The sequence below is a fragment of the Syntrophothermus lipocalidus DSM 12680 genome (assembly GCF_000092405.1).
Taxonomy (GTDB): Bacteria; Bacillota; Syntrophomonadia; order Syntrophomonadales; family Syntrophothermaceae; genus Syntrophothermus; species Syntrophothermus lipocalidus.
The window spans coordinates 2247649-2269389 of the sequence record NC_014220.1 but is presented as its reverse complement, the minus strand read 5'-3'; the positions used below and the strand labels follow the sequence as shown (position 1 = coordinate 2269389).

Sequence of the window (21741 nt, the reverse complement as noted above, 5' to 3'; positions counted from 1 at the left end):
CCTTTTTGGAAAGGGCCAGGTTTATCTTCTGAGAAGGGAGAGACGAAGTTTGCTGGATGTTAACAATTTTGAGCGTATCCGGATATCACTGGCTTCCCCCGAAAAAATCCGTTCCTGGAGCAGCGGCGAAGTAAAGAAACCAGAAACTATAAACTACCGTACCTTGAGGCCGGAAAAAGAAGGTCTGTTTTGTGAGAAAATATTCGGACCGGTGAAGGACTGGGAGTGCCATTGCGGCAAATACAAGAGAGTCAGACACAAAGGTATCGTGTGTGACCGTTGCGGGGTAGAAGTGACTACTTCGAAAGTCAGGCGCGAACGTCTGGGACATATCGAACTGGCAGCTCCGGTGTCCCATATCTGGTACCTTAAAGGCATACCCAGCCGTATGGGTCTTTTGCTAGATTTGTCCCCCAAGGTGTTGGAAAAAGTCATCTATTTCGTAAACTATATTGTTCTGGACCCGGGGGACACGCCGCTTTTGCGAAAACAGCTTTTGAACGAGCGGGAGTACCGCGAGCTCAAAGAAAAGTACGAGGGCAAGTTCAGGGTTGGTATAGGAGCTGAGGCAGTCAAAGAGTTGTTGGAAGCTATTGACCTTGAGGAACTGTCGAGAGAACTCAAAGAAGAGATAAGCATTTCCACCGGGCAAAGACGGAGCAGGGCCATTAAGCGCCTGGAAGTAGTTGAGGCTTTTCGCATGTCGGGCAATCGCCCGGAATGGATGATACTGGAGGTGTTGCCGGTTATTCCACCCGAGCTTCGGCCAATGGTGCAGCTGGACGGGGGTAGGTTTGCTACTTCCGACCTAAACGACTTGTACCGGCGGGTTATCAACCGCAATAACCGGCTCAAGCGGTTGCTGGACTTGGGAGCACCCGACATCATAGTGCGCAATGAAAAGCGGATGTTGCAGGAAGCGGTAGACGCGCTCATCGACAACGGGCGCCGGGGAAGGGCTGTAACCGGCCCGGGCAACCGTCCTCTAAAATCGCTGAGCGATATGCTAAAAGGTAAGCAGGGGCGTTTCAGGCAGAACCTGTTGGGCAAGAGGGTGGACTACTCCGGTCGTTCGGTCATCGTGGTGGGACCGAATCTCAAGATGCACCAGTGCGGGTTGCCGAAAGAGATGGCCTTGGAATTGTTCAAACCTTTTGTAATGAAAAAACTGGTAGACAAGGGTATGGCCTCCAACATTAAGAGCGCGAAGAAGATGGTTGAGAGAGGAAAGGACGAGGTATGGGACATTCTGGACGACGTTATTAAGGAACACCCCGTACTATTGAACCGGGCTCCTACTCTTCACCGTCTCGGCATTCAAGCTTTTGAACCGGTGCTGGTGGAAGGACGGGCTCTGCAGATACACCCGTTGGTTTGTACGGCCTATAACGCCGACTTTGACGGTGACCAGATGGCGGTTCACGTGCCTTTGTCAGCCGAAGCTCAGGCCGAGGCGAGGTTGCTCATGCTTTCTAGCGGTAACATCCTTAACCCCAAGGACGGCCGTCCGGTCGTTACTCCCACCCAGGACGTGGTCATCGGGTGTTATTACTTGACCTTGAGCCGGGAGGGAGAAAAAGGAGAAGGTCGCCATTTCTCTTCACCGGAAGAGGCAAGAATGGCTTATGAAATGGGACACATAAGCCTGCACGCTAATATCTACGTCAGGATGAAGAACGGGGAAAAGATAAAGACTACGGTTGGCAGGATAATATTCAACGAGACTATCCCCGAAGAACTTGGCTATTTGAACCAAGTGGTGGGTAAGAAAGAGCTCGGGGACCTGGTTTACAATTGCTATCGTAAGCTAGGCAACGACGTTACGGCTCGAATGCTAGACGGAATAAAGTCGGTTGGATATACGTTTGCCACACGGGCCGGCATTACTGTGGGTGTTACCGATTTTCAGACGCCAGATGCCAAGGCGGAGATATTGAGAGAAGCTGATCAGAAGGTCAGTGAGATAGAAGAAAACTACCAGGCTGGTCTAATAACCGCGGAGGAAAGGCATTCCTTGGTGGTCGACGTCTGGAACGAAGCGACAGACCGGGTTACAGAAGCTCTCAAACAACAATTAGATGAGGATAATCCGGTGTATATGATGGCCATTTCCGGAGCCCGCGGTAATTTCCAGCAGATACGACAATTGGCGGGAATGCGGGGCCTGATGGCGGATCCTTCGGGCAAGATCATCGACCTTCCGATAAAAGCTAACTTCCGGGAAGGACTGACCGTACTCGAGTACTTCACCTCAACCCACGGGGCGAGAAAAGGCTTGGCTGACACCGCCTTGCGTACAGCTGACTCCGGTTACCTGACCCGAAGGTTAGTTGACGTTTCTCAAGACGTGATCATCAGAGAGGAAGATTGCGGTACCCACGAAGGTATCGTGGTTTCAGAGATTACGGAAGGGACCGAAGTAATAGAAAAACTGGAAGAAAGGATAATCGGCCGAGTAGCAGTAGACGATATCGTCGATCCGCAAACCGGCGAGATTCTAGTTCAAGAGAATCAGGAAATTGACGAAGAGGCAGCCGAGCGAATAATCAAGGCGGGCATTACCAGCGTGAAAATCAGGTCTGCTTTAACCTGCAAGACTAGGCACGGGGTGTGTCAGAAGTGTTACGGGCGTAATCTAGCTACCGGCTACCAGGTCGAGATCGGAGAAGCAGTCGGGATTTTAGCAGCCCAATCCATCGGAGAGCCGGGGACGCAGCTGACGATGCGCACTTTCCACACCGGAGGGGTAGCGGGGGATGACATTACCCGCGGTTTGCCTCGGGTAGAAGAGTTGTTTGAGGCTAGAAAACCTAAAGGGCAGGCGGTTGTTACCGAGGTTTCCGGTTCGGTAAGAATCGTGGACAACAAAGGACGGAGAGAGGTACAAATCGTCAACGCTGAGGGTGAAGTCTTAGCAGCTTACCAGGCCCATTACGGTTCCCGTTTGAAGGTTCAAGACGGCGACATAGTGGAACCCGGAGACGAATTGACCGAGGGGCCTCTTAACCCCCACGATATTTTGCGGACCAAAGGGTTAAGGGCAGTGCAGGCCTATCTCTTGCACGAGGTCCAAAAGGTCTACCGTCTACAAGGGGTGGACATAAGCGATAAGCATATAGAAATAATGATCAGGCAAATGCTAAAGAAGGTTAAAGTTGAAGAAGCCGGTGATACTAACCTGCTGCCCGGGGCTTACGTGGACATTTCTGATTTTGAAGAGGAGAACCGTCGGGTGTTTGAGAAAAACAAGGGTCTCCCTGCCGTGGCTAAACCTATGCTTTTAGGTATTACCAAGGCTTCTCTTAATACGGATTCTTTTTTGTCGGCTGCTTCTTTCCAGGAGACGACCAAGGTTTTGACCGAAGCTGCAATCAAGGGTAAGGTAGACAGCTTGATCGGTTTGAAGGAAAACGTGATCATAGGCAAGCTTATTCCGGCCGGAACCGGGTACGCCAAATACCGCAATCTTGTAGTAGAGGATGCAGAGCAAACCGAGTCCGGCAATTGACTGTGAGTAAGTCAGGTGCTAAAATGTTTAAGTGCGCGAAGTACGATCAGCTCCGCCGTTTAGCTGTTGGCCGGCACAAAGGGGGTAGTCGGGGATGTCCTGGGATGACCTCAAGAGAGCCAAGAAGGTAGTGGGGACCAAGCAAGTGGCCAAAGCGGTGGAAAAAGGCATTGTGCGCAAAGTATATATAGCCAAGGATGCTGACCAGCACATCACCGCCCCTTTGCTCAGACTTTGTGAGGAGCGGGGGGTTCAAGTCGAGTTCGTGGATTCTATGCTGGGGTTAGGTCGAGCCTGCGGACTGAATGTGGGGGCGGCATCTTGCGGCATACTTTCCCAATAGACACTGAAGGGAGGTGGCTGAGTGACCACAATTAATCAGCTAGTTAGGAAAGGGAGACAGCAGGTTGTCAAGAAGTCGACGGCCCCGGCTCTTAAGGGCAACCCCCAGAAAAGGGGTGTTTGTACTCGGGTTTACACCACCACTCCTAAGAAGCCTAATTCTGCCTTGCGGAAAGTAGCCAGGGTGAGGTTGACCAACGGTATAGAGGTAACCGCGTATATACCGGGTATCGGACATAATCTCCAGGAACACTCGGTGGTACTGATTCGCGGGGGCAGGGTTAAGGACCTGCCAGGAGTGAGGTATCACATAATCCGGGGGGCCCTCGATAGTTCAGGGGTTCAGAACCGGAATCAGGGGCGTTCCAAATACGGTACCAAGAGGCCAAAAGTCAAGAAGTAGAAGGGAGGTAGACCATGCCTAGAAAAGGGCCGGTTCCCAAACGGGATGTCCTGCCTGACCCTATCTATCACAGCAAGGTTTTCACCAAACTGGTGAACCAGGTTATGTGGGACGGCAAAAAGAGTCTGGCAGAAAAAATATGTTATGGTGCATTCGAGATAATAGAGAAGAAGACCGGCAAACCTGCTATCGAGGTTTTTGAAGAAGCTTTGAAGAATCTGATGCCGGTATTGGAGGTTCGCCCACGGCGGGTGGGAGGTGCCAACTACCAGGTGCCGGTAGAAGTGAGACCGGAACGCCGTCAAACCCTGGCAATCAGGTGGCTGGTTAACTATGCCCGTAACCGGGGGGAAAAAACCATGATACAGAGGCTGGCGGCCGAGATCTTAGATGCTTACAATAACACAGGTGGAGCTATAAAGAAGAAAGAAGACACCCACAAGATGGCGGAAGCCAACAAGGCATTTGCCCATTACCGCTGGTAGAGCTTTTCCCGTTTATGGGAGGTAGCAGCGTGAGCGATGCACATGAGTTAGAGAACACTCGCAATATAGGTATAATGGCCCATATCGATGCTGGCAAGACCACAACCACCGAGCGTATCCTTTTTTACACGGGAAGGGTGCACCGGATGGGAGAAGTGGACAAGGGAACCGCGACCATGGATTGGATGATTCAAGAACAGGAACGCGGCATTACCATAACATCAGCGGCCACCTCCTGTTATTGGAAAGGGCGGCGGATCAACATTATTGACACGCCAGGCCATGTGGACTTTACGGTTGAGGTAGAACGCTCGCTCAGAATACTGGATGGGGCAATAGCCATATTCTGCGCCGTAGCGGGAGTGCAACCCCAGTCGGAAACCGTGTGGCGGCAGGCAGACAAGTACAGGGTACCTCGAATAGCTTACATCAACAAAATGGACCGGATCGGAGCCGATTTTTTCCGGGTGCTCGAAATGATCAACCGCAACCTAGGGCAAAAAGCGTGTGCGATTCAACTGCCTGTTGGTGTAGAAGACAGCTTTGTTGGGGTCATCGACCTGGTCCGAATGAAAGCCTATACTTACCATGATGAACTGGGCTTGGACATCAGGGAGAGAGAACTGACCGGCGAAGAGAAAGAAGAGGCACTGCGTTGGCGAACGGATCTGATAGAATTCTTGGCGGAGAGAGACGAGAGTATATTAGAAAGGTATTTGGAAGGACAGGAAATTCCCGAGCTCGAGCTCGTGGCAGCCATACGCCAGCAGACCTTGGCTAATGAATTGGTGCCGGTCTTGTGCGGCTCTTCCTTTAGAAACCGGGGGGTCCAGTTCCTGTTGGATGCGGTCGTAGATTATTTACCATCTCCTCTCGACATCCCGCCGGTGGCAGGTGTAGATCCCGTGACTGGGGAAGAGGTTATCCGGGCTGCCAGTAAAGACGAGTCTTTTAGTGCTCTTAGCTTCAAGATTGCAGTGGACCCTTATGTGGGTAAACTGACTTATTTTCGTGTATACTCGGGGGTGGTGAAGACAGGGAGCCTGGTATATAATGTTAGGAAAGGCCGAAAAGAACGTTTAAGTCGCATTTTGAGAATGCACGCTAACCATCGAGAAGAGGTGGCTGAGGCCTCAGCCGGTGATATAGTGGCTGGGGTAGGGCTGAAGGAAACGACTACCGGAGATACGCTGAGCGATGAAAAGTGTCCTATACTTCTAGAAGCCATGACTTTTCCGGAACCGGTCATTTCTGTGGCCATTGAACCAAAGACCAAAGCAGACGAAGAGAGAATCAGCGAAGCTCTCCAGCGCCTAGCCGAAGAAGACCCTACTTTTAAGACCTTCATAGACCCGGAAACAGGGCAAAGCATTATTTCTGGTATGGGCGAACTGCATCTGGAGGTAATCGTTGACAGGTTGGTAAGGGAGTTCAAGGTAAATGCCAACGTAGGCAGGCCCCAAGTGTCCTATAAGGAGACTATTAAGGGGACAGGCAGAGGGGAAGGCAAATTTATCAGGCAATCCGGTGGCCGTGGGCAGTACGGGCACGTATTGCTACAGGTAAGCCCGCTGGCTCAGGGTGAGGGATTCAGATTTATCGATGCTACCAGTGGAGGGGTTGTACCCAAGGAATTTATTCCGGCGATTGAGGCCGGAATAAGAGAGGCCATGGAGGCTGGAATAATGGCGGGTTATCCGGTGGTAGATGTCGAAGTCAAACTCATCGGGGGTTCATACCATGAGGTGGATTCGAGCGAGATAGCCTTTAAGGTTGCGGCGTCGATGGCGTTCAAAGATTCTTTGGATAAGGCCGGGCCTGTTCTACTCGAACCTGTAATGGATATTGAGATAGTTGTTCCCGAGGAACATACTGGCGATGCTATTAGCGACCTCAATGCCAGGAGAGGCAGGGTGTTAGGACTCGAGGAGAACAAGGGGATCAGAACCATTAGGGGATATGTACCCCTGTCCGAGATGTTCGGATATGCGACCGATCTCAGATCCCTGACCCAGGGTCGGGGGACTTTTACCATGCAGTTTTCGCACTACGAGGAAGTTCCAGAGTATAAGACCAAGGAGATTATAGCCAGGCGATACGGCTTGCCTAATTAAATTTAAAAACACTTTAAGAAAGGAAAGGTGAACAAACCAATGGCTAAAGCGAAGTTTGAAAGGACAAAACCTCATGTTAACGTCGGTACTATTGGGCACATTGACCATGGGAAAACGACTTTAACGGCGGCTATTACTGTGTGTCTTTCCAAAGTCGGTAAGGCAAAAGCTACTAGCTATGAAGAAATCGATAAAGCTCCGGAAGAAAGGGAAAGAGGCATCACCATCAATACCGCTCACGTCGAGTACGAAACCGACAAGCGGCACTATGCTCACGTGGATTGTCCTGGGCATGCCGACTACATTAAGAACATGATTACAGGAGCTGCCCAGATGGACGGGGCTATTCTAGTAGTATCGGCGGCCGATGGACCCATGCCGCAGACCCGGGAGCATATTATTTTGGCTAGGCAAGTACAGGTGCCGTATATCGTAGTATTCATGAACAAGGTCGATATGGTAGACGATGAAGAGCTGCTTGAACTGGTGGAAATGGAAGTTCGCGACCTGCTTAACGAATACGGTTTTCCCGGCGATGATATACCGGTAGTCAAAGGGTCTGCTTTGAAAGCCCTGGAATGCGGGTGCGGCAGTCGGGAATGCGAGTGGTGCTCCAAGATATGGGAGTTGATGGACGCGGTAGACGATTATGTACCGCTGCCTGAAAGAGACATTGACAAGCCTTTCTTGATGCCGATTGAGGACGTATTCACGATTACCGGAAGAGGTACAGTGACGACCGGCAGAGTGGAGAGAGGTACTGTTAAAGTGGGCGACGAAGTCGAGATAATCGGTTTGAGAGACGAGACTCGCAAGACCGTCGTTACCGGTGTAGAAATGTTCCGCAAGATACTGGACTTTGCTCAAGCCGGTGACAACATCGGGACTTTGCTCAGGGGTGTTGACCGGAAAGAAGTGGAGCGGGGGATGGTTCTGGCGAAGCCGGGTTCCATTAAGCCGCATACCAAGTTTAACGCCGAGGTTTATGTTTTGACCAAAGAAGAAGGTGGCAGACATACCCCGTTCTTTGACGGGTACCGCCCGCAGTTTTATTTCCGTACTACCGACGTTACCGGTAGCATTCGGTTGCCCGAAGGGGTAGAAATGGTTATGCCGGGCGATAATGTTCAGATGACCATAGAGTTGATCACACCCATCGCTATCGAAAAAGGGCTCCGTTTCGCGATTAGAGAAGGCGGTCGTACCGTAGGCGCTGGTGTGGTAACTTCTGTTATCGAATAACTGGGTTCAAAGGTCTGGTCGGAAATCTAACCAGGAGCATGTCCCCGGTTAGGAGAAGGTAAGGCTTTTGCCGTATAGCGGGGGATGTGCTGCCTGGTAGCAAACCAGGCCGAAGGGTGTTTGTGACGTTTGCCTATTAACACGCCCGGATGCGTGGAATAGGAGTTACCTGTATAAGGAGGTAAAGCAAGAAGTGAAAGGCCAGCAGAAGGTCAGAATAAGGTTAAAAGCATTCGACCACAAACTTTTAGACCAATCCGCCAGCAAGATAGTCGAAACAGCAAAAAAGAACGGGGCTAAGGTTTCAGGGCCGATACCATTACCGACCGAGAAGAGTATTTATACGATTCTCAGGTCTCCACACGTTAACAAAGATTCGCGGGAACAGTTTGAAATGCGTACCCACAAACGTCTAATAGATATACTGGATCCTAATCCGAAGACTATCGATGCCCTGATGCATCTAGATCTGCCGTCCGGGGTGGACATAGAGATCAAGCTTTGAAGTCTTTAACAGACTCGGACGTCGAACAAGGGCTACCGGGATCAGAAGGGCACCATCTAGTGGGAACTGAAGCCATGCCCCATCAACATGGGAGGTAAACGAAAGTGAGCAAGCATGTCGAGAAGGGTCTCTTAGGCGTAAAGCTAGGGATGACACAGCTTTTTGATGAAAATGACCGGGCTACCGCGGTTACAGTGGTAGAAGCGGGTCCATGCATAGTATTACAGAAAAAAACGGTGGCTACTGACGGCTACAATGCCATCCAAGTCGGTTTTGGTAGTGTAAAAGAAAGTAAGATAACAAAGCCTTTGAAAGGACACTTGGCTAACGCCAACGTGAAACCAGTTCGCTTTATCAGGGAATTCCGAGTGGAAAATATCGATGATTACCAGGTAGGACAGGAGATACGGGTTGATATCTTTAAGGAAGGCGACATAATTGACGTCACCGGCATTTCCAAAGGGAAAGGCTTTGCTGGGGGCATCAAGCGTCACAACTTCCAACGGGGAGCTATGGCCCATGGTTCAAAGTATCACCGCAGACCTGGAGCCTTGGGGGCGAAAGGACCGGCTCGGGTTTTTAAGGGACGTAAACTGCCAGGACGTTTAGGTGGGGAGAAGGTTACAGTACAACGTTTACGGGTGGTTAAAGTCTATCCCGAAAAAAACATCCTCTTGATAAAAGGTGCGATTCCAGGCCCGAGGCGGGGATTAGTCACGATTAAGAATTCCGCCAAGGCTTAAAGAGGTCGGGCGAAGGAGGTTAAAAAGATGCCAAAAGTGCCACTTTATAACATGAACGGAACTCAGGTAGGAGAAATTGAGCTCAGCGATGAGGTTTTCGGGATAGAGCCTAATCAGGCCGCAATGCATCAGGTGGTAAAGATGCAGTTGGCTAACCATCGGGTAGGCACCGCAGCTACTAAGACCCGAGGAGAAGTCAGAGGAGGAGGGCGTAAGCCCTATCGCCAGAAAGGAACCGGACGCGCCAGAGCGGGAAGTATCCGTTCTCCTCTATGGCGTAAAGGAGGAGTAGTGTTCGGCCCGCAACCCCGTGACTACTCATATACTCTTCCCAAGAAAATCAGGCGGCTGGCCTTAAAGTCTGCCCTTTCCAGCAAAGTCAAAGGGCGGAACATGATTGTGATGGATGAACTTACTTTAGAAGCTCCGAAGACCAAAAGAATGGTGGAAATCCTGAATGCTCTGCAGGTTGATCGAAAAGCCCTGATAGTTACGGCTGACGGGGATGTGAACGTGTATAAATCAGCGCGCAACATCCCTGGAATTAAGCCGGTCAGGGCCGACTTCATGAGCGTGTATGACATACTGAATCACGACAAACTGGTTATAACCAAGGATGCTGTCGCCAAGGTAGAGGAGGTATTGGCCCGATGAAGGATGCCAGAGACATTATCGTGCGACCGGTTATTACTGAGAAATCCATGAATCTCATGGCAGAAAACAAGTACACGTTCATCGTTGACAAACAGGCCAACAAGACGGAAATACGCAAAGCTATAGAAGAGATATTTCACGTAAAAGTAGACAACGTTAGAACAATAAACGTAAAAGGCAAGAAGCGGCGTATGGGAAGGTTTGAAGGGTACAAACCAGACCGAAAAAAAGCCATCGTGACACTAAAAGCGGGACACAAAATACCCCTGTTTGAGGGGATGTAAGAGTAGTCCATCCTAATAAGGAGGCAGTTTTGATGGGTATAAAAAAGTTCAAGCCTACCTCACCGGGAAGGCGGCAGATGACAGTACTGACATTTGAAGAAATAACTAAAGTTGAGCCAGAAAAAGCCCTGACCGTGTCCCTTAAAAAGACCGGGGGCAGGAACGCCGTGGGGCGCCAAACGGTCCGTCACCGGGGCGGCGGTCATAAGCGGTTATACCGCATCATCGATTTCAAGCGCAATAAGGACGGCGTGCCGGCCAAGGTTGCGGCCATCGAATACGACCCCAACCGGTCGGCAAATATAGCGCTTTTGCACTACGCTGATGGAGAAAAACGTTATATTGTTGCTCCTAATGGGCTCAAGGTTGGGGACAAAGTGGTATCGGGGCCGGATGCCGATATCAAAGTAGGCAATGCTCTCCCCCTGAGGAACATTCCTGTAGGTACTACTATTCATAACATCGAACTGAGGCCGGGCAAAGGAGCGCAGATCGTCAGATCAGCTGGGGCTTCCGCCCAGCTGATGGCCAAAGAAGGAGATTACGCTCACGTAAGGCTACCTTCAGGAGAAGTGAGGTTAATTCATTTGAGTTGCCGGGCCACCATAGGGCAGGTAGGCAACCTAGACCACGAGAACATTACCCTGGGAAAGGCTGGACGTTCTCGCTGGTTGGGGATTCGTCCCACAGTTAGAGGAACAGCAATGAACCCCGTAGATCACCCGCACGGGGGCGGGGAAGGAAGGGCTCCTGTGGGAAGAAAATACCCGGTATCGCCTTGGGGTAAAATCGCCATTGGCGGAAAAACCAGGAAAAAGAAGCCGTCTGATAAGATGATAGTAAAGAAGAGGAAGTAGTTTGAAGGAGGTACGGACATGGGCAGGTCTCTAAAAAAGGGCCCTTACTGTGACGAGAAACTGCTAAAGAAGATCGAGAAAATGAATGAAACTGGCGAAAAAAGGGTTATCAAAACCTGGTCCCGCCGGTCGACGATACTACCTGAAATGGTGGGACACACGCTGGCCGTATATGAAGGAAGAAAGCACGTTCCCATCTATATAACTGAAGACATGGTAGGCCATAAGCTGGGTGAATTTGCCCCTACTCGGACTTACCGGGGTCACGCCGACAAGTCGGAGAAGACGAGCAAGCGCAGATAACAAAAAGGGGGGAGACCAGTGGAAGCAAGAGCAGTGGCAAAATACTTAAGGGTATCACCATTTAAGGCACGACAAGTGGCAGACCTTGTACGGGGCAAGAATGCGCAAGAGGCTATGGCTATCCTTAGGTACACCAACAAAAAGGGGGCACCGTTGATAGCCAAGGTTTTGAAGTCAGCTATGGCCAATGCCGAGAACAATTTCGACATGGACGTAGATGCCCTGTATGTGGCCGAGATCTATGTTAATGAAGGCCCGAGCTTGAAACGGCTTAAGCCCAGAGCCTATGGGCGGGCTGATGTGATGAAGCGGAGAACTAGCCATATAACGGTGGTAGTTAAGGAAAAGGAGGTTAGATAGTGGGTCAAAAGGTTCATCCCAAAGGGCTAAGGATAGGAATTATCAGGGATTGGGATTCCAAGTGGTATGCAGATCGGGACTACACTGACCTGCTCCATGAAGATTACCATATTCGAAAATATATCAAGGAAAATTTCTTCGCTGCAGGGATATCGAAGGTCGAGATCGAGCGTACGGGCAATCGGGTGCGCGTGTCAATTCACACGGCGAAACCCGGAATTATCATAGGCCGTGGAGGAACAGAGGTTGAACGGTTGCGTCAGGACCTGGGCAAGCTAACCGGCAAGACTGTAAATATCAATATAGTGGAGATTAAGAAACCGGAGCTAGACGCTCAGATAGTTGCTGAAAACGTAGCGGCTCAGATTGAACGACGGGTAGCTTACCGCCGAGCTATGAAACAGGCAGTCCAACGTACAATGAGAGCCGGAGCCGAGGGCATCAAGATAGCGGTATCGGGACGGCTGGCAGGGGCAGAAATTGCCAGAACTGAATGGTACGCTGAGGGTAGAGTACCGCTCCACACCTTGCGGGCTGATATCGACTATGGGTTTGCCGAGGCTATGACCACGTATGGCAAGATCGGAATAAAGATATGGATAAACCGGGGCGAAGTGTTACCAGCGGCCAAGCAACCAGCGAAGAAGACGGGGGAGGAAGATAAGTAATGCTGGTACCTAAACGTGTTAAATACAGAAAACAGCATAGGCCGAGTCTTAAGGGCAAGGCTACTAAGGGTAACTCCGTCACTTACGGGGAATACGGCCTACAAGCACTGGAGGCAGCATGGATAACTAACCGCCAGATTGAAGCAGCACGCGTGGCCATTACCAGGCATGTGAAACGCGGAGGGAAGGTATGGATAAAGATTTTCCCGGACCGACCCATTACAGCGAAGCCCGCAGAAACCCGAATGGGAAAGGGCAAAGGCTCGCCTGAATACTGGGTTGCAGTGGTCAAACCAGGGCGGGTCATGTTCGAGCTAGCTGGCGTGAGCGAAGAAGTGGCGAAAGAAGCGATGAGATTGGCCTCGCACAAGCTGCCGATCAAGTGCAGGTTTGTAAAACGAGAAGAATTGGGTGGTGAGGCTGGTGAAAGCTAATAAGCTGCGGGAACTGACTGATGAAGAATTGAGTAAGCGGGCAAATGATTTCAAGGAAGAATTGTTTAATCTCAGGTTTCAACTGGCAACGGGGCAACTGGACAACCCGATGAGAATACGTGAGGTCAAGAAGAACATCGCCAGGATTAAGACCATACAGAGAGAACGCGAGATTAAGCGGCTCAAACTGACCTAAAGGGGGCCTAAATGGTGTCAGAGACAAGAGGACAACGGAAAGTGAGAATCGGCACGGTTGTAAGCGACAAGATGGATAAGACAGTCACTGTCAAAGTAGAGAGAGTAATGCAACATCCCTTGTACCGGAAAGTTGTTAGAAGGAGCAAAAAATATATGGCCCACGACGAAAACAACGAGTGCAAGACAGGTGACGTGGTAAGGATTATGGAAACCAGGCCGTTAAGCAAAAGAAAGCGCTGGCGGGTAGTTGAAATTATCGAAAGGGCCAAGACCTTGCAGTAAACTTATCTGGAAGGAGGTAGCTGACATGATACAGCCCCAAACCATGCTCCGGGTTGGTGACAATACTGGTGCCAAACGGGCAATGTGTATAAAGGTGCTCGGTGGCTCCCACCGGAAGTACGCCACAGTTGGAGACATTATAGTGGTATCGATCAAAGAGGCAAGTCCGGGAGGGGTAGTGAAGAAAGGCGATGTGGTTAAAGCGGTGGTTGTTCGAACCACCAAGGAAATTCGGCGGCCGGACGGGTCTTACATCAAATTCGGAGAAAACGCAGCGGTGATCATAGACGACAACAACAATCCGAAAGGTACCCGGATCTTCGGTCCGGTAGCGAGAGAGCTTCGGGAAAAGAACTTCATGAAGATTATTTCACTCGCACCCGAAGTCCTATAGGATGGAGGTAAGGTTGATGGGTAAGTTAAAGATAAGAAAAGGGGATACGGTACAGGTCATCGCCGGTAAGGACGTAGGCAAGAAAGGCAAAGTGTTGAAAGTCGAACCAGCCAAGAACAGGATAGTAGTAGAAGGCGTAAACCGGGTGAAGAAGCATCAGAAGCCTACCCGCGCCTTGCCGCAGGGCGGGATTCTACAGATAGAATCACCTATTCACGTTTCGAACGTGATGCTGCTATGTAATAAATGTAACAAGCCCACTCGTATCGGTCGAAAGGTACTGGAAAGCGGGGAAAAAGTGCGCGTTTGCAAGAAGTGCGGGGAAATCGTGGACTGACGTTGTTACTAAAGGCAAACGGAGAGCGAAGGCGATAACTAATACCTCCCAGCCCTGTATCCGGTAGAGCACGCCTGACCCAATACCTGTACGTAATTTGGAACCTGCCTGATGTAGGGAGAACCTGGGAGAAGGAGGAAAGAATATATGGTCAGACTAAAAGAAATATACAAGACTGAGATAGTCGATAAAATGATGGAAAAGTTCAATTACCGTAACCGAATGCAGGTACCGAAATTAGAGAAGGTTGTGCTCAACATCGGGGTCGGAGAAGCGATTCAGAATCCCAAGTCTTTGGACGGGGCGGTCAACGATTTGATGGCCATATCCGGGCAGAAGCCCGTTGTGACCAAGGCCAAAAAATCCATAGCCGGCTTTAAGCTCAGGCAAGGCATGTCTATAGGTTGCAAGGTTACCTTGCGCGGGGATAGGATGTACGATTTCCTCGATAAGCTTATTAACGTGGCTTTGCCTCGGGTCCGGGACTTCAGAGGAGTATCACCCACAGCATTTGACGGGCGCGGGAATTACACTTTGGGGATCAGGGAGCAGGTTATTTTCCCGGAAATAGACTACGACAAGATCGACAAGATTCGGGGATTGGAGGTTATCATAGTTACAACCGCTAAGACCGACGAAGAAGCGAGAGAGCTGCTCCGCCTGATGGGTATGCCATTCCGCGAACAATAAGGAGGGAAAAGCAATGGCCAAGAAGTCTTTGATCGCGAAGCAAAAACGTCCCGGCAAGTTTTCCACCAGACATTACAATCGCTGCAAAATATGTGGTCGGCCTAGGGCCTATATGAGAAAATTTGGCATGTGCCGTATATGCTTCCGCACCTTGGCGCATCGGGGCGAGATTCCTGGCATAACCAAGGCGAGTTGGTAAATGTAACTAGAAGAGGAGGTTTAAACTATGGTCATGACTGATCCAATCGCCGATTTGTTAACTCGCATCCGGAATGCTAATACCGTAATGCACAAAAGCGTAGAAGTACCGGCTTCCAAAATGAAGCTCGGAATCGTTGAGATACTGAAAGAAGAAGGCTATATCAAAGATTACGAGTTTATCGCTGACGGTAAGCAAGGGATCATCCGTATTTATTTGAAATACGGCCCCAACAAGGAAAAGGTTATAACTGGGATCAAACGTATTAGTAAACCAGGCTTGCGGGTGTACGTAGGTAAGAATGAAATACCGAAGGTTTTGGGCGGGCTGGGAACGGCTGTGATATCGACGCCCAAAGGATTGATGACCGATAAGAAGGCCCGTAAACAAGGACTGGGCGGTGAAGTGGTTTGTTACATCTGGTAGTCGTAGTCAAAGGGGGTAAATCAGAGTGTCTAGAATAGGCAAAAAACCGATCGAAAAGCCAGAAGGGGTTACAGTTACAGTGCAGGAAAATACCGTTTCAGTCCAGGGCCCAAAAGGCGTGTTGACATTAGGGATTCCGGCCGGGATAGAGGTTCAGGTGGAAGATAATCAGGTGTTAATTACCCGGGCCAGCGATGAGAAGGAGCACAGGGCCTTACACGGACTGACGAGGGCCCTTCTTGCTAACATGGTTGAAGGGGTCACCAAGGGATTTGAAAAGCGCCTGGATCTGGTAGGAGTAGGTTACCGCGCCCAGGTGCAGGGTAGGAAACTGGTGCTCAGCGTGGGCTACTCACATCCCGTAGAGGTAGATCCCCCACAAGGCATCGAGATAGAAGTGCCGGCACCTACCAAGATTGTAGTCAAAGGTATTGACAAACAGCAGGTGGGAGAAATGGCCGCAAGGATAAGGGCTATCAGAAGACCTGAGCCTTACAAAGGCAAGGGCATCAAGTATGAAAACGAAGTAGTCAGACGCAAGGCCGGCAAGGCAGGCGGACGCTAAGACGATAAATTCTAGGAAGGGAGTGAACACCCGTGATTAAGAAACCTAGCCGTGCTAGCCTGAGACAGAAGAGACACAAGCGGGTAAGAGTTCGGGTTTCGGGAACAGCAGAGAAACCTCGGCTCTGTATTTATCGGAGTCTCAAGCATATATATGCTCAACTCATAGATGATTCTACTCACCGTACCCTGTTGACATGTTCGACTCTGGAAGGCGAGTTTAAAGACCTGCCGGGGAAGGACACAGTAGAAGGGGCCCGGGCCGTCGGAACGGCTTTGGCTAAGAAGGCTTTAGAAAAAGGTATATCCGAAGCAGTTTTTGATCGAAACGGTTACAAGTATCATGGCCGAGTTGCCGCTCTGGCCGATGCAGCCAGGGAAGCTGGCTTAAAGTTCTAGGCTGATATGAGGAGGGAAACGATGATCGAAAAAGAGCAGGAAGGCCGGGAGATTTCGGAGCGGGTCGTGGCTATACGGAGGGTTGCCAAAGTAGTAAAGGGCGGCCGGCGATTTAGCTTCAGTGCTGTAGTGGTAGTTGGAGATGGGAAGGGCAACGTGGGGGCCGGGCTGGGCAAAGCCGGAGAGGTACCGGAGGCCATAAGGAAAGGCATCGAAGATGCCAAGAAGAATATGATAGCGGTTCCCCTAATCGACGAGAGGACCATTCCGCATCCAATCATTGGCAGGTTCGGAGCTGGAGAAGTGTTGCTCAAACCGGCAGCACCTGGTACTGGAGTAATCGCTGGGGGACCGGTTAGAGCAGTTCTGGAGTTGGCTGGAATCAAAGATATTCTGACCAAATCCTTAGGTTCATCCAATGCTAACAACATGGTTAGGGCGACTATTGAGGCTCTGAAAAACTTGAAGAAAGCAGAAGAAGTAGCTAGGCTGAGAGGAAAGGCTGTTGAAGAAATCATCAAGTAGGAGGGCGTCAATTGGGCAAGAAGCTGAAGATTACATGGAAGAGGAGTACCATTGGCTGCCCTAAGACTCAGCGAGCCATCATCGCAAGCCTCGGGCTGCGAAAATTGAACCAGAGTGTGGTCAGGGAAGATACTCCGACGGTTAGAGGGATGATTGCCCGGGTTGGGCACCTTTTAGAGGTAGAAGATATCGACTAGCGAGGAGGATTAGCATGAGATTGCACGAACTAAAAGCGCCTCCTGGGACCAATAAGCGGGTCAAGAGGGTGGGCCGGGGCATAGGTTCCGGACATGGAAAAACCTCTACGCGCGGGCACAAAGGACAGAAAGCGCGTTCCGGGGGCGGGGTCAGGCCGGGCTTTGAAGGCGGGCAAATGCCCTTGCAAAGACGCTTGCCTAAGCGGGGATTTACTAATATATTTAAAAAGGAATTTGCCATTGTGAATGTCAGGGATTTGAATCGGTTTCCGGATGGAACCGAGATCACACCGGAATTGCTCTTAGAAAGTGGTTTGATCAAGAGGATAAAAGATGGAGTCAAGATTTTGGGAGAAGGCGAATTAGAGCGGACCCTGGTTGTTAAAGCTCACAAGGTCAGCCAGCAGGCGGCCGAGAAGATAGCGGCCCGGGGTGGCAAGGTAGAGGTGATTTAGTTTGTTCGGTTCGTTCCAACAGGCCTTAAAAGGAGGGGACCTCCGCAACAAGTTATTATTCACCCTGGGAATGTTGCTGGTGTTCAGACTGGGAGCACATATCCCGGTTCCCGGCATTAACGCCGATGTCTTCGCCAAACTACTCACTAACCAATTGTTTGGCTTCTATGACATAATTTCCGGAGGAGCGTTCAAGCGGTTTAGTATTTTCGCTATGAGTATAACCCCTTATATAAACGCTTCCATTATCATGCAGCTCTTGACCGTAGTAATACCTAAATTAGAACAGCTGCAAAAGGAAGGAGAAGAAGGACGTAAGAAAATAACGCAGTACGTCCGGTACGGCACGGTTATACTCGGATTTATCCAGGCCATAGGGATGGCCATTGCGATGGGGAGGTATCCTGGCGTTTTGCACAAGCCGGGCATCGGTGCTTACCTCATAATAGCTATCAGTCTTACTGCTGGTACTGCTCTCCTGATGTGGATAGGTGAAATGATCACCGAGAAAGGCATAGGGAATGGTATTTCTCTAATAATCTTCGCCGGAATTGTTGCCCGTATACCCAGCGGTTTAAACACCATGGTTGAACTACTAAAGGCTGGAACCATCGGGTTTTTTAACATTCTTTCCTTTGTGGTTATCGCATTGGTCATCATTAGCGCGCTGGTAGCCGTTAACGAAGGACAACGACGAATCCCGATACAGTACGCGAAGCGCGTCGTCGGAAGACGGGTTTATGGAGGCCAGAGCACATTCTTGCCCTTGCGGGTGAACATGGGCGGGGTTATTCCCATAATCTTCGGAATGTCAATCATGATGTTTCCGGCTACCATTGCTTCCTGGTTTCCCAAGTCAGGCGTGAGCACCTTCATAAACACTTATTTCCATTTTGGTACCGTCCTGTACAATATACTGTACGCCTTGCTAATATTCTTTTTTACCTACTTTTACGTAGCTATAATCTTCAATCCCGCCGACGTGGCGGACAACATCAAGAAATACGGGGGATTTATCCCTGGTATTAGACCGGGGCGTCCCACTGCCGATTACATTGACAGGGTACTCTCTCGGTTGACTTTTGCAGGCGGAATCTTCCTGGCGTTCATAGCTATCTTGCCTAACTTTGTTATCAAAGTAACCGGGATTACTAGCCTATATTTTGGCGGTACTGCCTTGCTCATTGTGGTAGGGGTAGCTTTGGACACCATGAAGCAGCTGGAAGCTCATCTGTTGCTCAGGAGTTATGAAGGTTTTGTCAAGTAGGAGATGATAAGATGAACGTAGTATTGATGGGCCCTCCCGGGGCAGGCAAGGGAACGCAGGCAGAGATGATTGTACAGACCTTCGGTATATCTCATATCTCTACCGGGGATATGTTCAGGGAGGCGGTAGCCAAGGGAACCGAACTGGGGAAAAAGGCGAAGGAGTATATGGACGCCGGGAAATTGGTGCCGGACGAGGTCACTATAGGCATCATAGCAGAAAGGCTAAAGCAGGCAGATTGTGCACAGGGATTTTTGATGGACGGGTTTCCTCGCACTGTAAAACAGGCCGATGCGCTCGCAGACATTTTGAACCAGATGGGTCGCAGGTTAGACCTGGTGATAAACATTGATGTCCCGACCGATGTTCTGATTGAACGCATGACCGGCCGCCTGACTTGTCCTAACTGCAAAACAGTTTATCACAAGGTTTTTAACCCACCGCAAATAGAAGGAGTCTGTGATAAATGCGGTACCCTTTTACAGCAACGTAGTGACGATACCGCAACCGATACAGTAATCAAGCGACTCCAGGTCTATGCAGAGGAAACCAACCCTCTGCTCCAATACTATGAGCAGCGTGGCTTATTAGTCAACGTGGACGGACAGCGAGACCGTAGTGAGGTCTTCAGTGAAATCTCGGTTTACTTGGAGAAGTTAAAATGATATTGCTTAAGACCGAACGCGAACTGGCCCTCATGCGGAGAGCAGGACGCGCGGTTGCCATAACCTTAGAAGAGATAAGGATGTCAGTCAAACCCGGGATTACTACTGGCTACCTGGATGGACTTGCAGAGAAAACGTTGCGCAAATTAGGGGCCACCCCTGCGTTTAAAGGGTATCAAGGCTTTCCCGCAGTTATATGTGCCTCCATCAACGAGGAGGTAGTGCATGGGATTCCAGGTCCGAGAAAGCTTAAAAACGGGGATATTATCAAAATCGACATGGGTGCAGTGGTCGAAGGGTATTTCGGAGACGCTGCCATTACAGTCCCAGTGGGGGAAGCATCACCTGAGGCAGCAGAGCTCATTCGTGTTACAGAGGAGTGCCTTTACAAAGGTATCGAGCAGGCGAGAGTGGGTAAGCGTCTAGGTGACATCTCACACGCTGTTCAAAGAACAGCCGAGTCTCATGGGTATTCGGTAGTCCGGGACTACGTGGGGCACGGTATCGGCAGCAGAATGCATGAAGATCCTCCCGTTCCCAATTACGGACGGCCGTCACGAGGACCGCTACTGCGAGCTGGCATGACCCTGGCGATAGAGCCCATGGTGAACCTGGGTACGTACGAGGTATATGTCAAGGAGGATCAGTGGACAGTCGTTACACGCGATGGCAAGCTATCAGCTCATTTCGAGCATACGGTGGCTATAACTCCGGAAGGTCCTCTTATTCTCACCGTGGGTTAATGGGGGTGAAGTATGTCCGAAGAAAACCTGGTAGGCAGGTTGGTATATTCCAAGGCTGGTAGGGACCAAGGGCGGCCCTTGTTAGTAATAAGAGTCATCGACAACAGACTGGTTTTGGTGGTGGATGGCGATTTGCGAACGGTAGAAAAACCTAAGATTAAGAACCTGAGGCACCTGCAGACAACTAATCGCGTTGCATCAGCCATTGTAGAAAAGATGGCGCGGGGTGATCCGTTGAGTAACTCTGAGGTTAGGAAAGCCATCGAAGATTTACTCTATCGAGACTCAGGGGGGGGAGGACTGGAGGATGGCTAAAGAAGATGTAATCGAGGTCGAGGGCAAAGTGGTAGAGTCACTGCCCAACGCCATGTTCAGGGTTGAGTTGGACAACGGCCACAAGGTCCTCGCTCATATCTCGGGAAAAATGAGAATGAACTTTATCCGCATACTCCCAGGGGATCGGGTCATGGTGGAGCTATCGCCCTACGATTTAAACCGGGGAAGAATCATATACAGGTTTAAATAAGGGATTATCAGAATTGCGGATTAAGGTAAAGTGACTTGTTCAAGGAGGTTTGAATTGGTGAAAATTAAACCCTCAGTTAAACCCATATGTGAAAAGTGCAAGGTTATAAAGAGAAAAGGCAAAGTAATGGTTATCTGCGAAAACCCAAAACACAAACAGAAGCAAGGCTAAATCTGGAGGTGAATTGATTTGGCGAGAGTAGCAGGGGTAGACTTACCCAGGGATAAGCGAGTAGTTGTGGCCCTTACCTATATATTCGGAATAGGACGGTCTTCGGCAGAGAAGATAGTGAAAGAAACGGGTATAAATCCGGACACCAGGGTGAAAGATCTAACTGAGGAAGAAATAGCCAAAATAAGGGAAGCCATTGACCGGGGTTACAAGGTCGAGGGTGAATTGCGTAGAGAAATAAGTATGAACATCAAAAGACTCATAGATATCGGGTGTTACCGTGGAATACGGCATCGCCGTGGGCTACCGGTCAGGGGACAGAGGACCAGGACCAACGCGCGCACCCGAAAGGGTCCACGTCGCACGGTAGGGACTAAACGGAAGAAGTAAGGGGGAATTGGCTAGATGGCGCGTAAGACTACGACTAGGGTTAAGAGAAAAGAAAGGAAGAACATCGATTACGGAATTGCCCATATCAAATCGACGTTTAACAATACTATAGTTACGATTACTGATCGCCAGGGAAACGTCATTTCCTGGGCCAGCGCGGGTACAGTGGGGTTCAAAGGCTCGCGTAAAAGCACTCCGTTTGCCGCGCAGCAAGCGGCGGAAAACGCGGCCAAGGCGGCTATGGAACACGGGGTGCGGGAAGTGGAGTGCTATGTTAAAGGTCCAGGAGCAGGAAGAGAAGCGGCCATAAGGAGTCTCCAGGCTGCAGGACTTGATGTCAGCGTGATTAAAGATGTCACTCCAATTCCTCATAACGGGTGCCGCCCTCCCAAGAGAAGAAGAGTTTAAGGA

General features: G+C 50.2%; 35 protein-coding genes. All 35 read left to right on the top strand.

Features of this window, described 5'->3' with window-relative positions:
- Positions 1–49: 49 nt before the first annotated feature.
- The 35 genes from rpoC to rpsK all read left to right on the top strand — a co-directional run bounded on the left by rpoC (position 50) and on the right by rpsK (position 21738).
- A complete protein-coding gene (rpoC, locus tag SLIP_RS11115) occupies positions 50–3508 on the top strand; it encodes a DNA-directed RNA polymerase subunit beta' (protein ID WP_013176387.1) in 3459 nt (1152 codons plus the stop codon).
- Between the two features lie 94 nt (positions 3509–3602).
- A complete protein-coding gene (locus SLIP_RS11110; RefSeq protein WP_013176386.1) occupies positions 3603–3851 on the top strand; it encodes a ribosomal L7Ae/L30e/S12e/Gadd45 family protein in 249 nt (82 codons plus the stop codon).
- Positions 3852–3872: 21 nt separating this feature from the next.
- Positions 3873–4253, top strand: a complete 381-nt coding sequence (gene rpsL, locus SLIP_RS11105; RefSeq protein ID WP_013176385.1) for a 30S ribosomal protein S12 — start codon at positions 3873–3875, stop codon at positions 4251–4253.
- 14 nt (positions 4254–4267) lie between these two features.
- Complete coding sequence (rpsG, locus tag SLIP_RS11100) at positions 4268–4738, top strand: 30S ribosomal protein S7 (RefSeq protein ID WP_013176384.1); 471 nt, start codon at positions 4268–4270, stop codon at positions 4736–4738.
- Positions 4739–4767: 29 nt separating this feature from the next.
- Positions 4768–6852 (top strand): elongation factor G, encoded by a 2085-nt coding sequence (fusA, locus tag SLIP_RS11095; RefSeq protein ID WP_013176383.1) that lies wholly within the window; start codon positions 4768–4770, stop codon positions 6850–6852.
- A gap of 39 nt (positions 6853–6891) precedes the next feature.
- Positions 6892–8094 (top strand): elongation factor Tu, encoded by a 1203-nt coding sequence (gene tuf / locus SLIP_RS11090; RefSeq protein WP_013176382.1) that lies wholly within the window; start codon positions 6892–6894, stop codon positions 8092–8094.
- Positions 8095–8287: 193 nt separating this feature from the next.
- The gene (gene rpsJ, locus SLIP_RS11085) at positions 8288–8599 is read left to right on the top strand and encodes a 30S ribosomal protein S10 (protein WP_013176381.1); all 312 of its coding nucleotides are present in this window, start codon (positions 8288–8290) and stop codon (positions 8597–8599) included.
- A gap of 104 nt (positions 8600–8703) precedes the next feature.
- Entirely contained in the window at positions 8704–9342 is a 639-nt protein-coding gene (gene rplC, locus SLIP_RS11080; protein WP_013176380.1) for a 50S ribosomal protein L3, read from the top strand.
- A gap of 27 nt (positions 9343–9369) precedes the next feature.
- Positions 9370–9996 (top strand): 50S ribosomal protein L4, encoded by a 627-nt coding sequence (rplD, locus tag SLIP_RS11075; protein WP_013176379.1) that lies wholly within the window; start codon positions 9370–9372, stop codon positions 9994–9996.
- Complete coding sequence (gene rplW, locus SLIP_RS11070; protein WP_013176378.1) at positions 9993–10280, top strand: 50S ribosomal protein L23; 288 nt, start codon at positions 9993–9995, stop codon at positions 10278–10280. Before rplD ends, rplW begins: the two co-directional genes overlap by 4 nt.
- Positions 10281–10312: 32 nt before the next feature.
- Entirely contained in the window at positions 10313–11137 is an 825-nt protein-coding gene (gene rplB, locus SLIP_RS11065; RefSeq protein ID WP_013176377.1) for a 50S ribosomal protein L2, read from the top strand.
- An 18-nt stretch (positions 11138–11155) separates the two neighbouring features.
- Entirely contained in the window at positions 11156–11440 is a 285-nt protein-coding gene (gene rpsS, locus SLIP_RS11060; RefSeq protein ID WP_013176376.1) for a 30S ribosomal protein S19, read from the top strand.
- Positions 11441–11458: 18 nt separating this feature from the next.
- Positions 11459–11800: a 50S ribosomal protein L22 gene (gene rplV / locus SLIP_RS11055; protein ID WP_013176375.1), complete on the top strand. Its 342-nt coding sequence runs from the start codon at positions 11459–11461 to the stop codon at positions 11798–11800.
- Positions 11800–12468, top strand: coding sequence for a 30S ribosomal protein S3 (gene rpsC, locus SLIP_RS11050; protein ID WP_013176374.1), 669 nt, complete (start codon positions 11800–11802; stop codon positions 12466–12468). The genes rplV and rpsC overlap by 1 nt, the downstream gene beginning before the upstream one ends.
- Entirely contained in the window at positions 12468–12902 is a 435-nt protein-coding gene (rplP, locus tag SLIP_RS11045; RefSeq protein ID WP_013176373.1) for a 50S ribosomal protein L16, read from the top strand. Before rpsC ends, rplP begins: the two co-directional genes overlap by 1 nt.
- Positions 12892–13098, top strand: a complete 207-nt coding sequence (rpmC, locus tag SLIP_RS11040; protein WP_013176372.1) for a 50S ribosomal protein L29 — start codon at positions 12892–12894, stop codon at positions 13096–13098. Before rplP ends, rpmC begins: the two co-directional genes overlap by 11 nt.
- Before the next feature lie 11 nt (positions 13099–13109).
- Positions 13110–13382: a 30S ribosomal protein S17 gene (gene rpsQ, locus SLIP_RS11035; protein WP_013176371.1), complete on the top strand. Its 273-nt coding sequence runs from the start codon at positions 13110–13112 to the stop codon at positions 13380–13382.
- 25 nt (positions 13383–13407) lie between these two features.
- Positions 13408–13776: a 50S ribosomal protein L14 gene (rplN, locus tag SLIP_RS11030; protein WP_013176370.1), complete on the top strand. Its 369-nt coding sequence runs from the start codon at positions 13408–13410 to the stop codon at positions 13774–13776.
- A 16-nt stretch (positions 13777–13792) separates the two neighbouring features.
- Positions 13793–14113 (top strand): 50S ribosomal protein L24, encoded by a 321-nt coding sequence (gene rplX, locus SLIP_RS11025; RefSeq protein WP_013176369.1) that lies wholly within the window; start codon positions 13793–13795, stop codon positions 14111–14113.
- Between the two features lie 147 nt (positions 14114–14260).
- Positions 14261–14803: a 50S ribosomal protein L5 gene (rplE, locus tag SLIP_RS11020; protein WP_013176368.1), complete on the top strand. Its 543-nt coding sequence runs from the start codon at positions 14261–14263 to the stop codon at positions 14801–14803.
- A 13-nt stretch (positions 14804–14816) separates the two neighbouring features.
- The gene (locus tag SLIP_RS11015; RefSeq protein ID WP_013176367.1) at positions 14817–15002 is read left to right on the top strand and encodes a type Z 30S ribosomal protein S14; all 186 of its coding nucleotides are present in this window, start codon (positions 14817–14819) and stop codon (positions 15000–15002) included.
- Positions 15003–15029: 27 nt separating this feature from the next.
- Entirely contained in the window at positions 15030–15428 is a 399-nt protein-coding gene (rpsH, locus tag SLIP_RS11010) for a 30S ribosomal protein S8 (protein ID WP_013176366.1), read from the top strand.
- Between the two features lie 25 nt (positions 15429–15453).
- Entirely contained in the window at positions 15454–15993 is a 540-nt protein-coding gene (gene rplF, locus SLIP_RS11005) for a 50S ribosomal protein L6 (RefSeq protein WP_013176365.1), read from the top strand.
- A 32-nt stretch (positions 15994–16025) separates the two neighbouring features.
- Complete coding sequence (gene rplR, locus SLIP_RS11000) at positions 16026–16391, top strand: 50S ribosomal protein L18 (RefSeq protein WP_013176364.1); 366 nt, start codon at positions 16026–16028, stop codon at positions 16389–16391.
- Between the two features lie 21 nt (positions 16392–16412).
- Positions 16413–16916, top strand: coding sequence for a 30S ribosomal protein S5 (gene rpsE, locus SLIP_RS10995; protein ID WP_013176363.1), 504 nt, complete (start codon positions 16413–16415; stop codon positions 16914–16916).
- A gap of 11 nt (positions 16917–16927) precedes the next feature.
- Positions 16928–17113: a 50S ribosomal protein L30 gene (gene rpmD / locus SLIP_RS10990; RefSeq protein WP_013176362.1), complete on the top strand. Its 186-nt coding sequence runs from the start codon at positions 16928–16930 to the stop codon at positions 17111–17113.
- Positions 17114–17127: 14 nt separating this feature from the next.
- Entirely contained in the window at positions 17128–17568 is a 441-nt protein-coding gene (gene rplO, locus SLIP_RS10985) for a 50S ribosomal protein L15 (protein WP_013176361.1), read from the top strand.
- 1 nt (position 17569) lies between these two features.
- Positions 17570–18835, top strand: a complete 1266-nt coding sequence (gene secY / locus SLIP_RS10980; RefSeq protein ID WP_013176360.1) for a preprotein translocase subunit SecY — start codon at positions 17570–17572, stop codon at positions 18833–18835.
- An 11-nt stretch (positions 18836–18846) separates the two neighbouring features.
- Positions 18847–19500 carry an adenylate kinase gene (locus SLIP_RS10975; RefSeq protein WP_013176359.1) on the top strand — a complete coding sequence of 218 codons (654 nt, stop codon included), beginning with the start codon at positions 18847–18849 and terminating at the stop codon, positions 19498–19500.
- Complete coding sequence (gene map / locus SLIP_RS10970; protein ID WP_013176358.1) at positions 19497–20243, top strand: type I methionyl aminopeptidase; 747 nt, start codon at positions 19497–19499, stop codon at positions 20241–20243. The genes SLIP_RS10975 and map overlap by 4 nt, the downstream gene beginning before the upstream one ends.
- 12 nt (positions 20244–20255) lie before the next feature.
- A complete protein-coding gene (locus tag SLIP_RS10965; protein WP_013176357.1) occupies positions 20256–20558 on the top strand; it encodes a KOW domain-containing RNA-binding protein in 303 nt (100 codons plus the stop codon).
- The gene (infA, locus tag SLIP_RS10960) at positions 20551–20769 is read left to right on the top strand and encodes a translation initiation factor IF-1 (RefSeq protein ID WP_013176356.1); all 219 of its coding nucleotides are present in this window, start codon (positions 20551–20553) and stop codon (positions 20767–20769) included. Before SLIP_RS10965 ends, infA begins: the two co-directional genes overlap by 8 nt.
- 57 nt (positions 20770–20826) lie before the next feature.
- Positions 20827–20940 carry a 50S ribosomal protein L36 gene (gene rpmJ, locus SLIP_RS10955; RefSeq protein WP_013176355.1) on the top strand — a complete coding sequence of 38 codons (114 nt, stop codon included), beginning with the start codon at positions 20827–20829 and terminating at the stop codon, positions 20938–20940.
- A gap of 18 nt (positions 20941–20958) precedes the next feature.
- A complete protein-coding gene (gene rpsM, locus SLIP_RS10950) occupies positions 20959–21330 on the top strand; it encodes a 30S ribosomal protein S13 (protein ID WP_013176354.1) in 372 nt (123 codons plus the stop codon).
- A 15-nt stretch (positions 21331–21345) separates the two neighbouring features.
- A complete protein-coding gene (rpsK, locus tag SLIP_RS10945; RefSeq protein ID WP_013176353.1) occupies positions 21346–21738 on the top strand; it encodes a 30S ribosomal protein S11 in 393 nt (130 codons plus the stop codon).
- Positions 21739–21741: the final 3 nt, after the last annotated feature.